Source organism: Rhizobium leguminosarum bv. trifolii WSM2297, assembly GCF_000271845.1.
In genome coordinates, this window is record NZ_JH719395.1 from 78,075 (window position 1) to 92,547 (window position 14,473).

At 62.6% G+C, this 14,473-nt stretch carries 17 protein-coding genes; 13 read left to right on the forward strand and 4 right to left on the reverse strand.

The window, feature by feature from the left end:
* The first annotated feature begins 24 nt into the window (after positions 1–24).
* The gene (locus tag RLEG4DRAFT_RS15655) at positions 25–912 is read left to right on the forward strand and encodes a LysR family transcriptional regulator (RefSeq protein WP_003578107.1); all 888 of its coding nucleotides are present in this window, start codon (positions 25–27) and stop codon (positions 910–912) included.
* A gap of 33 nt (positions 913–945) precedes the next feature.
* Here RLEG4DRAFT_RS15655 and RLEG4DRAFT_RS15660 read toward each other — a convergent pair whose 3' ends face one another.
* Positions 946–1,851, reverse strand: a complete 906-nt coding sequence (locus tag RLEG4DRAFT_RS15660) for a S1C family serine protease (RefSeq protein WP_003578109.1) — start codon at positions 1,849–1,851, stop codon at positions 946–948.
* Positions 1,852–2,074: 223 nt separating this feature from the next.
* Between RLEG4DRAFT_RS15660 and RLEG4DRAFT_RS15665 the strand changes: the two genes are divergently transcribed.
* A complete protein-coding gene (locus tag RLEG4DRAFT_RS15665) occupies positions 2,075–3,478 on the forward strand; it encodes a PLP-dependent aminotransferase family protein (protein WP_003578111.1) in 1,404 nt (467 codons plus the stop codon).
* Positions 3,479–3,726: 248 nt separating this feature from the next.
* On the forward strand, positions 3,727–4,095 hold the full coding sequence (locus tag RLEG4DRAFT_RS15670; protein ID WP_003578114.1) for a DUF983 domain-containing protein: 369 nt from the start codon (positions 3,727–3,729) through the stop codon (positions 4,093–4,095).
* On the opposite strand, the gene RLEG4DRAFT_RS15675 is transcribed toward RLEG4DRAFT_RS15670, so the two are convergent.
* Positions 4,065–4,991, reverse strand: a complete 927-nt coding sequence (locus tag RLEG4DRAFT_RS15675) for a LysR family transcriptional regulator (protein ID WP_003578115.1) — start codon at positions 4,989–4,991, stop codon at positions 4,065–4,067. The genes RLEG4DRAFT_RS15670 and RLEG4DRAFT_RS15675 overlap by 31 nt on opposite strands.
* A gap of 145 nt (positions 4,992–5,136) precedes the next feature.
* Between RLEG4DRAFT_RS15675 and RLEG4DRAFT_RS15680 the strand changes: the two genes are divergently transcribed.
* From RLEG4DRAFT_RS15680 to RLEG4DRAFT_RS15695, 4 genes are all read left to right on the forward strand, one after another.
* A complete protein-coding gene (locus tag RLEG4DRAFT_RS15680; RefSeq protein WP_003578116.1) occupies positions 5,137–5,748 on the forward strand; it encodes a glutathione S-transferase family protein in 612 nt (203 codons plus the stop codon).
* A gap of 60 nt (positions 5,749–5,808) precedes the next feature.
* Positions 5,809–6,762: a pyridoxamine 5'-phosphate oxidase family protein gene (locus RLEG4DRAFT_RS15685; protein ID WP_003578117.1), complete on the forward strand. Its 954-nt coding sequence runs from the start codon at positions 5,809–5,811 to the stop codon at positions 6,760–6,762.
* A 104-nt stretch (positions 6,763–6,866) separates the two neighbouring features.
* Positions 6,867–7,328 (forward strand): DUF1348 family protein, encoded by a 462-nt coding sequence (locus tag RLEG4DRAFT_RS15690; protein ID WP_003578118.1) that lies wholly within the window; start codon positions 6,867–6,869, stop codon positions 7,326–7,328.
* Between the two features lie 22 nt (positions 7,329–7,350).
* Positions 7,351–7,911: a TetR/AcrR family transcriptional regulator gene (locus tag RLEG4DRAFT_RS15695; protein WP_003578119.1), complete on the forward strand. Its 561-nt coding sequence runs from the start codon at positions 7,351–7,353 to the stop codon at positions 7,909–7,911.
* Between the two features lie 128 nt (positions 7,912–8,039).
* On the opposite strand, the gene RLEG4DRAFT_RS52965 is transcribed toward RLEG4DRAFT_RS15695, so the two are convergent.
* A complete protein-coding gene (locus tag RLEG4DRAFT_RS52965; RefSeq protein ID WP_003578120.1) occupies positions 8,040–8,171 on the reverse strand; it encodes a hypothetical protein in 132 nt (43 codons plus the stop codon).
* Between the two features lie 158 nt (positions 8,172–8,329).
* On the opposite strand from RLEG4DRAFT_RS52965, the gene RLEG4DRAFT_RS15700 reads away from it, so the two are divergent.
* Positions 8,330–9,034: a hypothetical protein gene (locus RLEG4DRAFT_RS15700; RefSeq protein ID WP_003578121.1), complete on the forward strand. Its 705-nt coding sequence runs from the start codon at positions 8,330–8,332 to the stop codon at positions 9,032–9,034.
* A 52-nt stretch (positions 9,035–9,086) separates the two neighbouring features.
* Positions 9,087–9,392, forward strand: a complete 306-nt coding sequence (locus RLEG4DRAFT_RS15705; RefSeq protein ID WP_003578122.1) for a Dabb family protein — start codon at positions 9,087–9,089, stop codon at positions 9,390–9,392.
* Positions 9,393–9,675: 283 nt separating this feature from the next.
* On the opposite strand, the gene RLEG4DRAFT_RS15710 is transcribed toward RLEG4DRAFT_RS15705, so the two are convergent.
* A complete protein-coding gene (locus tag RLEG4DRAFT_RS15710; RefSeq protein WP_003578123.1) occupies positions 9,676–10,899 on the reverse strand; it encodes an MFS transporter in 1,224 nt (407 codons plus the stop codon).
* Between the two features lie 554 nt (positions 10,900–11,453).
* On the opposite strand from RLEG4DRAFT_RS15710, the gene RLEG4DRAFT_RS15715 reads away from it, so the two are divergent.
* The 4 genes from RLEG4DRAFT_RS15715 (at position 11,454) to RLEG4DRAFT_RS15730 (ending at position 14,365) form a co-directional block, all read left to right on the forward strand.
* Positions 11,454–11,702 (forward strand): hypothetical protein, encoded by a 249-nt coding sequence (locus RLEG4DRAFT_RS15715; RefSeq protein ID WP_003578124.1) that lies wholly within the window; start codon positions 11,454–11,456, stop codon positions 11,700–11,702.
* 54 nt (positions 11,703–11,756) lie between these two features.
* Positions 11,757–12,428 carry a response regulator transcription factor gene (locus RLEG4DRAFT_RS15720; protein WP_003569356.1) on the forward strand — a complete coding sequence of 224 codons (672 nt, stop codon included), beginning with the start codon at positions 11,757–11,759 and terminating at the stop codon, positions 12,426–12,428.
* Entirely contained in the window at positions 12,418–13,821 is a 1,404-nt protein-coding gene (locus RLEG4DRAFT_RS15725; RefSeq protein WP_003569355.1) for a sensor histidine kinase, read from the forward strand. The genes RLEG4DRAFT_RS15720 and RLEG4DRAFT_RS15725 overlap by 11 nt, the downstream gene beginning before the upstream one ends.
* Positions 13,822–13,939: 118 nt before the next feature.
* Complete coding sequence (locus RLEG4DRAFT_RS15730; protein ID WP_003578126.1) at positions 13,940–14,365, forward strand: hypothetical protein; 426 nt, start codon at positions 13,940–13,942, stop codon at positions 14,363–14,365.
* Positions 14,366–14,473 lie beyond the last annotated feature (108 nt).

Consider the following 14,473-nt stretch of genomic DNA (forward strand, 5'->3'; position numbering starts at 1 on the left):
GATATAATTGCATAAAAGTATCGAATGAGCGATCTCGCCAATCTGCAGACCTTTGTCGCCGTAGCCACGGCCGGTAGCTTCGCCAAGGCTGCCGCCAGGCTCAACCTGTCGCCCGCCATGGTGGGCCGCCGTATTCAGGCTTTGGAGATGGACTATGGCGTCAAGCTGATCGAACGCACCACCCGAAGCCAGAGGCTCACCGAGATCGGCCTCAGCTTTCTGGAGAGAGCAAGCCGGGTGATCGATGAGCTGGAGCAGTTGAACGACCTCGCCGGCCCGCAGAACGACGAAATATCCGGCCACCTCCGCATCAGCGGCCCGACCACTCTCGGGGTAAAGCGGCTGGCATCGTCCATTGCTCGCTTCGCCAATCAGCATCCCGCTGTCAGCCTGGAGCTCAATCTGACCGACCGGAACGTCGATATGATTTCGGAAGGTTATGACCTGGCCATTCGGGTGGCAAATCTGCGCCCGTCTTCCTTGATCGCAAGAAAGATCGGCACTTATCGCTTCGTCTGCTGCGCCTCTCCCGGTTATCTCGACAAGAACGGCGTGCCGACCCATCCCGAGCAGTTGGAACGGCATCGCTGCATCCTAAGTCTCAACCTCGTCCCACGCGATCAATGGCATTTCGAAGGTCCGGACGGACGGGTGCTGGCGGCAAAGATCAACAGCAATATCGGTATCGACAATGGCGAAGCCATGCGGGTTGCTGCGGTGGAAGATGCCGGAATCGTCTATGCGCCTGAGGTTCTGGTCGAGGAAGACATCGCCGCGGGACGGCTGGCCGAGGTGCTCGCGGATTGGGACAAGTACAGCCTGCCAATCCATGCAGTTCACCCGTCCAGGCAGTTTGTGCCGCGACGGGTGAAGGCGGTGATCGGCTGGATCGCGGGGGATCTCCGCCGATAAAATCAGGCAGAAGTCGCGAGCGGCGGCGCGGCCTTACTGCAACTGCGGTTTCTTGAGAAAGCTGTTGCGGTCGGCGGACTTGATGCGCAGCCAGGCTTCCCGGCCGTTCCTGAGGATCCGCATTGGAATCTCGGCGCCGGCCGGGCCGCTGCTCCAGACCTTGCGGTAGAAATCGGCCAGGCCATCGACCTCTTCGTCGCGGATCTCCGAAATGATGTCGCCCTGTCGCAGGCCGGCCTGGGCGGCCGGACCGCCTTCGGCAACGCTCATCACCACCACGCCGCCGTTGCTCTCGGCGGAGAATGCGCCGAGCCACGGCCGCGGCGGCTTGTTGACCATGCCGCGGTTCAACAGATCGTCGAGGATTGGCGTGAGCAGGTCGATCGGCACCACCATGTTGATATCGGCGACCTCGTCGCCCTGGCTCATTTGCAGGCGAAGCGAACCGATGCCGAGAAGCTTGCCGTCCGAACCGATCAGCGCCGCACCGCCCCAGGAAGGATGGGCCGGCGCCGTGAAAATTGCCTCATCGAGCAGATATTCCCAGTAGCCGGCGAATTCCTGCCGGGCGACGATGTTTGCCTCGACGAATTCTCCGATGCCATCGGCAAGCACGACGGGATCGCCGGCCTTGGCGCTTGCCGCGTCGCCGAGATCGACTGCCGGCGCACCAAGCACGCCAAGCGCCTGCACCAGGCCGAAGCCGCTCTCCTGATCATAGGCGAGGGCATGGGCGGGAACGACGCGCCCGTCATGGGTGGTCAGCCACACCTCTTCGGCCTCGGTGATGAGGTAGCCGATGGTGAGCACCAGCCCATTGTCGCGAATGACCACGCCGCTGCCTTCCCGGACAGTGCCCAGCGTCTCGGCGGTGAAGGCATCTTCCGGAATGGAGGAACGGACGGCCACAACTGACCGCAGGATCGGATCGATATTCATGCTTTTATCCCAACGGGCCGCCGGTGCGAAAGACTGAAAGCCGGCGCATTCCACCTTGAATAAGTAAGAAGATGGACGGGCGGCGGCAAGACTGGAGGGGAGGGAATTTGCCGAAACCAGCTCCATGCGCGGTGCAAACCCACGAATTTGCGGGGGTGACAACCACGCCATGCAACAATATACAGTCAATCCTATCAGCAATCAGACTGACGCGGATTACGACATGAAGAACTGGCATCCCGATCTCAGCCGCAGCAGCAGCCCCCGTTATATGGCGATCGCCGATGTGATCGAAATGGATCTGCGCAGCGGCGCTCTGGCGGTCGGGGACCGGCTGCCGCCGCAGCGCGAACTCGCCAAGCGGCTGAATATCGATTTCACCACAGTGGCGAGAGGCTATGTCGAGGCGCAGAAGCGCGGGCTTGTCGATTCGCATGTCGGCCGCGGTACCTTCGTCACCGGCGGTGCGGATAAGCAGCGCCAGGGTTTCGCGCTCGGCGCCACACCCGATCCGCGCCGCGCCGCCGTCGTCGATTTCTCGATGAACATGCCGCCGGAACCGGATGATCCGGAATTGATTACCCGCATGCGCGAGGGCATGTCGGCGGTGGCGGCCGATCTCATTCCGCTTCTGCGCTATCAGGGTTTCGGCGGCTCCGGCATGGACAAGGAGGCTGCCGCCGCCTGGCTCGACCGTCGTGGTCTGAAGCCCTCGCAGGAGCGGATCTTCGTGACGCCAGGTGCCCATCCGGCCCTGCTGGCGATCTTCGGACTGCTGGCAAAGCCGGGCGAAACCGTGCTTTCGGAAATCATCACCTATCCCGGCATGCGCTCGGTCGCCGCCCAGCTGCGGCTCAATCTGACCGGCTTGCCGATGGATGAGGACGGTATCCTGCCGGACGCTTTTGCCGGAGCCTGCGAGCGCTTGAAGCCGAAGGCGCTCTATCTCAATCCGACGCTGCAGAACCCGACGACGCTGACCATCCCGGCCAAACGCCGTGAGCAAATCGCAGCCGTTGCCCGCAAATATCATGTGCCGATCGTCGAAGACGACGCCTACGGCTTCATTCCGCTGGAAGGTCCGCCGCCGCTTGCCGCTATAGCGCCGGATCTCACCTGGCATATTGGCGGGCTGTCGAAATGCATCGGCGCGGGTCTGCGCCTTGCCTATGTCGTGGCGCCGGACACCAAGGCCGTATGGCCCTTCGTCAGCGCCATGCGCGCCAACAATGTCATGGCCTCGCCGCTGACCGTGGCGCTCGCCAGCCGCTGGATCGAGGACGGCACCGCCGATGCGATCCTGCGCTTTATCCGCACGGAAGCCGCGGCCCGTCAGCAGATGGTCGCCGCCATCCTGCCGGCCGGCAGCTACCGTGCCGATCCGATCAGTTTCAACATCTGGCTGCCGCTTTCCAACGGCTGGACCCGCTCCACCTTCGGCAGCCACATGCGTTCCGCCGGCATCGGCGTCGTGGCAAGCGATGCCTTCGCCGTCGAAGGCGCAGCGCCCGAGGCCGTGCGTGTCTGCCTCGGCGGCCCGATCACCCGGGAGAAACTGCAGGGCGCATTGGAGTTCATGGCCCATGCGCTGGAAGGCCCGCCTGAGATGGCCGCCTCGTTCTTCTGACGTTCCAGCGTCGACCCCGGAAGCCGGAAACAGTCGGGTTCGGCCGCGACATGATCCACCCAAAATGAGGCGTCACTGTCGGCCGCAACGTCCAGTTGTGGCGAGCTCTTGAATGCCGCCGGCCGACGGGAAACGTGCGGCATTCTGTCGAGTTGACGGGCAATGTATGAACAATGTAGTTATATTGAATGCATACATTGTTGGGCATTGATCGACTCTATGGCCCGCGCAGATGAAGGTGAATCATCATGGACACCGAATATCCCCCACCTCCTCCGCTGCAGACCGGTGTCAGGGGACGCTGCCCGCGCTGCGGCCAGGGCCACATGTTCAAGGGCTTTCTGACGTTGCGGCCGGAATGCGAGGCCTGCGGCCTCGATTATTCCTTTGCCGATCCGGCCGACGGTCCGGCTTTTTTCGTCATCTGCTTTGCCTGCATCCCGAGCGTGCTGCTCGGCGTCTGGCTGGAGGTGGCGTTTACGGCGCCGATCTGGGTGCATCTTCTGGTCACCGGCCCCTTCATGCTCGCCACCTGCATTCCGCCGTTGCGGCCGCTGAAGGGCTGGCTGGTCGCCAGCCAGTATTTTTACAAGGCGGAAGAGGGCAGGTTGGCCTGAGACTTGTTGAGCGTAGCGCGCAGGCGCGGGGTGGCGAAATCGAGCAGCGCCCGCAATTTCAGGGGAACCAATCCCTGCGCGGGGTAAACGAGATGCACCGGTGCCGGCGGCGGTTCGAAATCGACAAGCAGCGGCACCAGTAGACCTGCCATCTCGGCGCGTGCCGCCTGGTAAGACAGGACCCGGGTGATCCCGAGGCCGGCGACCGCCGCATCGACCGCCGCCTCGGCGGTGTTGACGGCAAGCCGTGAGCGGATCGGCACGATGAGATCGCGTTTGCCCTCGGTGAATGTCCAGCTCACCGTCGAGGCCATGCCCTCGAAGGTGATGCAATCATGCGCGGAAAGATCAGGCGGGTTCCGGGGTGCGGCGTGCCGTGCCAGATAATCCGGGCTGGCATAGACCGTCCGGCGGATCGCGCCGAGCCTTATGGCGATCAGGTTGCTGTCCGGCAAATTGCCGATCCTGAGCGCTACATCGATATGGTCTTCGACGAGGTTCGACAACCGGTCGCCGAGCATCAGCCGCAGATTGATATCGGGATAGGCTTTCAGGAAGTCCACCACCACAGGCAAGACATGCAGCCGCCCGAAGACGATCGGCGCGGTCATCGTCAGCTCGCCCTTCGGCGCGCTGTATTCGCCGGCGGCCGTCCGTTCGGCCTCTTCCACCCGATCGAGAATTTCCCGCGCCGCCTCGACATAGGAGCGGCCGGCCTCCGTCAGCGCCACCTTCCGGTTTGTCCTTTGCAGCAGCCGGGCGCCGAGATGAGCTTCCAGTTCCGAAACCTTGCGGCTGACGGTTGCGAGCGGCGAGCGCAGATGCCGGGCGGCGGCAGACAGGCTGCCCTGTTCGACAACGGCCAGAAGCACGGTCATGGCGTCGAGGCGGTCCATTCTATCCTTCCATGAATTGGTAGTACGCCTTCCAGATTAGCATTCTACTGCATTGAAGTGGAAGGCAATAAATTACCCCGCAGATGGTTCGAAGCGGCCATCGTCAATTGCGGCCCGGCAATCGGGAACACCGAAGGAAACCATCATGAAACTCTATTATCACCCGCTTTCCGGCCATTCGCACCGGGCTCACCTGTTCCTGTCGCTGCTAGGCGTGCCCCATGAACTGGTCGAGGTCGACTTGGCGGCAGGCGGCCACAAGGCGCCGCAGTTTCTGAAACTCAATGCGTTTGGCCAGGTGCCTGTTCTCGACGACAACGGCACGGTCATTGCCGATTCCTCTGCCATCCTTGTCTATCTCGCCCGGAAATATGGCCGCACCGACTGGCTGCCGGAAGAGGCACTGGCCGCGGCGCGCATACAGAAATGGCTCTCGGTTGCAGCGGGCGAGATCGCTTACGGGCCGTGTGCTGCCCGCCTGGTCACCGTCTTCGGCGCCGATTTCCGCACCGTCGAGGTGATCGCCCGGGCGCACCGCATTCTGGCGCTGATCGAGGCGGAGCTCTCCGGCCGCCATTTCCTGCTCGGCGACAGTCCGACGATCGCAGACGTCGCACTCTACAGTTACATCGCCAATGCGCCGGAGGGCAATGTCGATATCTCGGCCTATCCAAGCGTCCGCGCCTGGCTAACGCGTATCGAGGCGCTGCCGGGTTTCGTCGGTTTTCGCAAGACGAAGATCGGCCTTGCCGCATGAGACGCCGCTGGGACGGATTACCGTCCCGGTTTCCCAAATGATGCCCGTTAGGAGGCCGTGATGCTGGAGCAGACAACACAGGAAACAACGTCACCCTGGCATCAGGGTGAACTTGCCATGCAGCGCAGCGTCGGCGTCGTCGAACGCATGGATGGACCCGGACGGAACTTTGTCCGCAAGGCGATGCCCGAGCAGCATCGGGCTTTCTTTCCGATGCTGCCCTTCGTCGTGCTCGGCGCCGTCGATGCCAAAGGCGATGTCTGGGCGACGGTGCGGGCCGAGCGACCGGGTTTCATGTCCTCGCCGGAGCCGGAGGTCCTTGACATCAGGCTGCCGCGCGACCCGGCCGATCCTGCCGACGCCGGCATGGAGGATGGCGACGCGATCGCCATGCTCGGCATCCAACTCGAGACCCGGCGGCGCAACCGGCTGAACGGCGTGATCGGCAGGACGGATGCGGCAGGCTTTCGCGTGCGCGTCGGCCAGAGTTTTGGTAATTGTCCGCAATATATCCAGCCCCGCTCTTCCGCCTTTGCCCGCGATCCGGATGTGCCGACAGCGATGACGCCACTGCATTCCAGCCAACTCGATGCTCGCACGCGGCGGATGATCGAGGGCGCCGATACCTTCTTCGTCGCTTCCTATGTCGATCGCGAGGATGGCGAGCGGCAGGTGGACGTTTCCCATCGCGGCGGTTACGCCGGCTTCGTGCGGATCAGCGCCGACGGCGTGCTGACCGTTCCCGATTTCCCCGGCAACCGGTTCTTCAACACGCTGGGCAATTTCCTCGTCAACCCGAAGGCCGGGCTGGTCTTCATCGATTTCGCAACCGGCGACATGCTGCAGATGACGGGGAGGGCCGAGGTGCTGATCGATTCGCCCGAAATCGCTGCCTTTCAACGAGCGGAACGGCTGTGGCGTTTCATGCCCGAAGAGATCGTGCTTCGCCCGGATGCTCTGCCGCTGCGATGGAAGCAGGAGAGCGCAGAGCTGCTGCGCCGTTCCCGCGGCTGAGAACGCCGCTGCCTCTCCACTTCTGAGGCGAAGCGTTGCTTTGCCCAACTTGCAAAACATTGTACCAATCGGTACAATAGAAACCATTCAGTACAGGAGCGCACATGTCCAGCCTCGCCCCACCCTTCACCCTTGAAACTGCCACCCGGAAAGTGCGCCTTGCCGAGGACGGCTGGAATAGCCGCGATCCCGAACGTGTCTCGCTCGTCTATACGCCGGACAGCCGCTGGCGGAACCGTGCCGAATTTGTCAATGGCCGCGCCGAGATCGTCGCCTTTCTCACCCGCAAATGGGCGAAGGAGTTAGATTATCGGCTGATCAAGGAGATCTGGGCCTTCACCGATGATCGCATCGCCGTGCGCTTCGCCTATGAGTGGCACGATGACAGCGGCAACTGGTTCCGCTCCTATGGCAACGAGAACTGGGAGTTCGATGCGACCGGCTTGATGCAGCGCCGCTTCGCCTGCATCAACGACCTGCCGATACGGGAATCGGAGCGCAAGTATGACTGGCCGCTCGGCCGGCGGCCGGACGACCATCCCGGTCTGAGCGAGCTCGGCCTTTGAACAAGGCAAGGAAAGCCCGCCGGTGAAAACCGTCTACGAACGCGCCGACATCGTGCCGCTGCTGGCGGAAATCTTCCGCGAGCTCGGTTATGAGGGCACGTCGCTTAGCCGCATCACCGAACGCACCGGCATCGGCAAGGGCAGCCTTTACCACTTCTTTCCCGGCGGCAAGGAGGAGATGGCGGGGGCCGTGCTCGCCGATGTCGATGCCTGGTTCGAACAAGCGATCTATCAGCCGTTACGAAAGGACGACGCGCATCGCGCCATCGCGGCAATGTGGACTGAAGTGAACGAATATTTTCGCTCCGGCCGCCGCATCTGCCTCGTCGGCGCCTTCGCCCTCGATGAGACCCGACAACGATTCTCGGCGGCAATCGCCGACTATTTCATCCGCTGGGTCGACGCCTTGCGTTCGGCGTTGATGCGGGCAGGCTGTCCGGAGGAAGAAGCGCAGGCGTTTGCCGAGGAGAGCGTCGCCGGCATTCAAGGCGCGCTGGTGCTGTCGCGGGCGCTCGAAGACACAGCGGTCTTCACCCGGTCGCTGGAGACCCTGGCGAAACGGCTCGATGCGGTGATGCGATGAGGGGCGGTCAAGCTGCTGGGACGGTCTATTGCCACTGCAAGGAATTCACCCGGCCACGATTGACTGGCCGGGGCATCGATCGGGCGCGGGGCGGCACTCGACCTTACATCGGTACCGCTTTGCGTGTATCAGCGTTGTTGTTGAGGCTGCTGGGCCGGGCGCGGATTTTCCCGTTCAGGGCGAATCTGGCGCCATTCATTTTCCATCTGGTCGACGACGTGCTGGGGAATGGTGGTCTGCGGAGTGGCAGGCGCCTGCATCGGAAGTCTCCTCTTTTCGGGGTTACGGCTTCAGGGCTGGAAGATGCATTGCACAAGACAAAAGGCGTGTAAATCAGTGGCTTAAACACTTTAAACGATTAAATAGATTTTAATCGATTAAGACGGTTTTAACCATGATGTTTTTGGGAAGCGCGGGAATGGTTGTCCACATGGACCGAAGTTTCTTTTTCGATGCGGTGCGGGACGAACTCTTCAAGGGAGAGATGACGCATCCTCAGGTAGTGGGCATGACGGCGATCCTCGACGCCTGGGAAAAGCGCTTTGCCCAAGCCGACCGGCGATGGCTCGCCTATATCCTCGCAACCGCCTACCACGAAACCGCCTATACGATGCAGCCGGTTCGCGAGACGCTGGCCGAAAGCGATGCACGTGCGGTCGAAATCCTCGAGAAGGCCTTCGCTGCCGGCCGGCTTTCCTGGGTGAAAACGCCCTACTGGCGGCCGGACGAGGATGGCTGCAGCTGGCTCGGGCGCGGCCTGGTGCAACTCACCCACAAGCGGAACTACGAGGCGATGAGCTTGCTGACCGGCATCGACCTCGTGGCCGAACCCGACCGGGCGATGGAAATGGAAACCGCCGTGATGATCCTGATCGAAGGCATGCTGCAGGGCAGTTTTACCGGCCACAAACTCGCCGATCACCTGAACGAGACGAACGAGGACTGGGTGAATGCGCGCCGCATCGTCAACGGCACCGACCGGGCGGAAAAGCTCGCAGCCTACGCCATGATCTTCGATGCGGCGTTACGTCCCGCTGCGGCGCATGGCATGCTCGCGCGGTTGAAGCGATGGGGTTTGCATGTTATCGCGCGGCTGACGCCTCGAGCGCCGCGCATCCGATAGGACGCGCCAAGGTCGCTTTGGCATCTTGATAAAATCCGACAGGAGATTCCGCGTGATCCGCCATATCGTCTTCTTCACCGTGCAGGAGGAACATCTGCAGGAGGTGAGGGCCGGGCTTTCGATCCTGACCAGCATTCCGCATGCGCGGCTCCTGGAAATCGGCACCAATGTGAAGACCGATCAACTGGGCACCGAGATCGATCTCGTGGTCTACGGCGAATTCGACGACGAGGCGGCCCTTGCCGCCTACAAGGCCCATCCCGATTATCAGCTGTCGATCGATCGCGTCCGGCCGCTTCGGGAAAAGCGCATCGCCGCCGATTACGATAGCGGCACGGCGGTGACGCGGCCGCTCTGAAATTGCGCAGGCATTCGGATGCCATGCCACATTCCATTGAATTTCAAAGGGATGAAGGATTTTCCGGGGTGAGCTTGCTCCGAAGTTCACTCAACCTTCGAGCCGCCGGACTCAACTTTCGAAAAAGCGGTGGCAAGCGATTCAAAAGATTCGCCAAAAGCGGCGACGTGCTGATTGTGAGCTGGCTGCAACAGCCGCGGTGCGGGGGCGGAAGGCCGCTCTCATCCTGATGTCGATGATAACCAAGACATATTAAGAATGGCTGACGTGAGGGGCCGGGCTCTCACACGGCGACGGGGCGCGGCTGCGATGCGTGGGCGCGGCGCACCAGCGCCATCAGCATCATCACGAAGATCAGCGCCAAGGCCGCAAGTACGGCGCAGGCGATGAGCGCCGGCCCGGTGCCGGCGCGGTCGAGGATAGCGGTGAAGATGACGGGAGCGATGGCGTTGGCGAGGTTTTGCGGCAGCGATAGCCGGGCCGATTGCAGGCCATATTCGGCCGGCGAAAACAGCGCCAACGGCAGAAGTGCGCGGGCGACGGTCATGACGCCGGCGCCGAAGCCGTAAAGCAGGATGAAGGTGACGAGCAGTGGTGCGGATGGACTGGCGATCAGCATGATCAGGAAACTGATCATCATCAGGCCGACGCCCATCGCCGCGCTGAGCATCGGGTTGCCGCGCCGGCCGAGCAGCATGTCGAGAAAACGCGCCGAAATGCCGAGCACGCCGCGCGCCGAGCCAAGCTGCAGCGCAAATGCTGGCGAGGCGCCGGACTGGCGGAAGATTTCGAGCAGCGATGGCGAGATACCGAAGGTGATGAACGTCGAGATCGTCGTCGCCGCGGCAATCAGCAGGAAGGCCTTGCGCCGCGCCGCCTTGGTGAGCGGCACCGGGGCAATGTCCGCCGCGCCGCCTGCGACATGCGTTAGGATCGGTTTCGGCAGGGCGAAAAGATGCAGCGGCAGGCAGACGAAAAATTGCAGCGCCGCGCAGACGAGAAAGGTCAGGCGCCAGCCGAGCGTCTCGTTGAGCAGGCTGAGGATCGGCCAGAAAATGGCGCTCGACAGCCCGGTGAACAGCATGAGAATCGCGATGACGCGTTTGCCGTTTTCCCCTTCGCGCTCGACGACGGCGGTATAGGCCGGTGCCGAAAGACCAAATGCGCCGCCGATGCCGATGACGACCCAGGCGCTGGCATAGAGCACGATGCCGTTTGCGGCGGCAAGCAGGGAGAGGCCAAGCGCAAAGGTCAGTGAGGCGGCCGAAAGCACCCGGGCGGCTCCGTAGCGGGCGAGCCAGCGGCCGGTCGCGGGACCGACGATGGCGCTGACCATCATCATGATCGTCAGGCCGGCAAAACCCACCTCATTCGGCAGGCCGAGAGCGGGCGCCACGACGCGGCCCATGACCCCGAGCATGTCGAACGTCGTACCCCAGCCGATCAGCTGGGTGACGGCAAGCACGGTGACCGTCTGCGCCGAGCGGAAGCGGAAGGAATTGAGCATTGGTGCTGAAATGGCCTGAATGCGGGCAGCAAGGACATAACAGTTTCAATCCGCCGGTAAAAGCTCAGATTGCAATTCTCGACGGTCCGCGATGCCCAGCTATCCATCCTCGCGTCAAGGGAGCATGGATGCTCGGGTCAAACCCGAGCAGGACGGAGGGTGGGGAAGCCTATGGAGAAAATTCCGTAAGTGCGCCGCAGTTTTGTTCGAATTGCCGTCCTTTGTTCTGCGCAATTCTTGCGCAAATCCGGTTCGACGATTTTGATGGACTTCCTCCACACCTCCCGCCTCTTGCCGGTCGCGATCCCCATCCTCCGTCCTGCTCGGGCTTGACCCGAGCATCCACGCCCAGCACTCAGCGCGTGCCTTGGTGTTGCAGGCTTTTCCCCCGCGGAGAAAGCCGCTGAAGCCGGCCGAGGTGGCGGGTTTACGAAGCTGCGGCCAACAGTCGAGAATGGTTCTAAATGCCCTGTATTACAGCGCATTCATTTGCCATTCAGGTCGCGTGAGTACATATTCGCAGCACGTTGGCATTACCCTTGAAAGCATAGCACATGGCCTTTCCTCTGAGCGTCGCAGCACTGGCCGCCGGACTGGTGGTATCGGCGCCCTCGCCGGACGGCGCGGGCACCCTCGTCCTGCGCGTGGCAGCCGATTGCAGCGCCGCCGCAGCCCAGGTCGTCGAGCAGACGGGCGGCCAGCTCCTATCCGTGCAACCGGTGGGCGATACCTGCATCATCACCGTTCTGGTGTCGGGCAACGGCCAGCGTCCACGCAAAGTGACGGTAAAGGTTCCGATGTAGTCGGAATCGGTCTATTCAGAACATGATCGATTTGAAGCGGACGAAGGCGGACCGATGCGCATCCTGGTAGTCGAAGACGACGTCAATCTGAACCGGCAGCTGGCCGACACGCTGAAGGAGGCGGGTTATGTCGTCGACCAGGCGTTCGACGGAGAGGAGGGGCACTTCCTCGGCGATACCGAACCCTATGACGCCATCATCCTCGATATCGGCCTGCCGGAGCTGGATGGGGTGACGGTTCTCGAAAAATGGCGCGGCGCCGGCCGCGGCGTGCCGGTGCTGATCCTGACGGCGCGCGACCGCTGGAGCGACAAGGTCGCCGGCATCGACGCCGGCGCCGACGACTATGTCACCAAGCCTTTCCATGTCGAGGAAGTGCTGGCTCGCATCCGGGCGCTGATCCGGCGTGCAGCCGGACATTCCTCGTCCGAGATCATCTGCGGGCCGGTGCGGCTCGATACCAAATCCTCGAAGGCGACGGTCAATGGCACGACGCTGAAGCTGACCTCGCACGAATACCGCCTGCTTGCCTATCTCATGCATCACATGGGCGAGGTCGTCTCGCGCACCGAACTGGTCGAGCACATGTATGACCAGGACTTCGACCGCGATTCCAACACGATCGAGGTCTTTGTCGGCCGTTTGCGCAAGAAGATGGGCGTCGATCTGATCGAAACGGTGCGCGGTCTCGGTTACCGCATCCAAGCGCCGAAACATGCGAATTAAGTCGCTCACCGCACGTGTATTGCTGCTGACCACGGTCTGGTCGACGGTGGCGCTTGTCGTGATCGGCCTGCTGATCTCGACCCTCTACCGCAAGAGCGCCGAACGCGGTTTCCAGGATCTGCTGCGGGCGCAGCTCTATAACGTCATCAACTCGGTGACCATCGGCGATCAGGGCGCGCTCAGCGGCAGCCCGCAGCTCGGCGACCTGCGCTTTGCCCAGCCGAAGACCGGTTGGTATTGGGTGGTGGAACCGCTCGGCACCTATACGACGGCGCCGCTGGTCTCGCCCTCGCTCGGTTCCGCGCTCATTCCGGTTCCCTCCGTCGTCGAGGCGCCCTTCGACAAGAACTACGAACGCTACTACCAGGTGACGGATGCCTCCGGCAACCGTGTACAGGTGGCGGAAACCGAAGTGGTGCTCGATACCGACGGGCGCGCGGCGCGCGTCCGCGTCACCGGCAATGTCGATGTCGTCGAAGACGACGTGCGCACCTTTTCCCATAGTCTCTATCTGGCGCTCGCCGGTTTCGGCGTCGGCAGCCTGATCGTCAATGCGCTGGCAATTCTCTATGGCCTGAAGCCGCTCGACAAGGCACGTGCCGCATTGGAGCGCATCCGCGCCGGCGAGAGCGAGCAGCTGAAAGGCGACTTCCCGCGTGAGATTCTGCCGCTCGCCAACGAGGTGAACGCGCTGATCGACAGCAACCGCCGCATCGTCGAGCGGGCCCGCATGCAGGTCGGCAATCTCGCCCATTCGCTGAAGACGCCGATTGCCGTTCTGCTCAACGAGGCGCGTGTGCTCGAGAAATCCCATGGCGAACTGGTGCGCAGCCAGGCGGAATCGATGCAGGGGCAGGTTCAGTCCTATCTCAATCGGGCCCGCATCGCTGCGCAGCGCGAATCCGTGCTCGCCCGCACCGATGCCGAGCCGGCGCTCGAGCGGCTGGTGCGCGTCATGCGCCGGCTGAACGTCGATACCGAATTCGATCTCGTCGTCTCGCCGCCGCATCTGGCTGTCGCCATGGAGCAGCAGGATCTCGAGGAGACCGTCGGCAATCTCCTGGAGAATGCGGCGCGTTTTGCCAAAAGCAAGGTACGGCTTTCGGCCGTCGAGGCCGGCGACGACGTCAAGGGAGCGGAGGCGAGCGCGCGCCGCCACTGGGTGGAGCTCGCCGTCGAGGATGACGGGCCGGGTCTGGAGCCCGATCAGATCCGCGAGGCGCTGAAGCGCGGCCGCAGGCTCGATGAAAGCAAGCCCGGCACCGGCCTTGGCCTTTCGATCGTCACCGAGATTTCCGGGGAGTATCAGGGACGGCTCGAGCTGTCTCGCGGCGAATGGGGCGGGCTCAAGGCGAAGCTTATCCTGCCCGGCATCACAAAGGATGTTGCATGACCAACTGCTTGATGTCACAAAGATACTGGCAAAAGCATAGCATGCTTTGCCTTAATGCTGACACGGGGACGCTGCACTTCGATCGGCTGAAATTGACCCCTGATCGTGGTTCGACGCAATGATTTTACGCTCGCAAGGCATGATCGCTTCCGCTCTTATCGTCGCCGTCGCGCTATCCGGCTGCACGACCACGAAGGGTGCCGCTTCGCGCGGCATTTTTTCGAGCAAGCCCTCGGCTTCTGCCGCCTTCCTCACTGCGCTGCAGGGCGGCCTTGTCGGCCGCAGCGGCGTGAACCTCAACGACAGCGACAAGCAGCGGGCGCTCGAGGCGGAGTATCGGGCGCTGGAAGGTGCCGCCGTCGGCCAGCCGATGCTGTGGACCGGCAAGGACGTCACCGGCAAGGTCGTCGCCGCAGCGCCCTACCAAGTCGGTTCGCAGAACTGCCGGCAATATACCCATACGCTGACTGTGGACGGCAAGGACACGGTGGTGCGGGGTGCGGCCTGCCGCAACGAGGACGGCAGCTGGTCGCCGCTCGGTTAAGGCGCCGCGCGTCCGATAGACGCGCCAAGGCTGCTCTATCGTTTAAATTGGCCTCAAATCTTCGTCATTCCGGCTTTGGCAGTTGGAATGGCGGCCCGCTTCACGTAT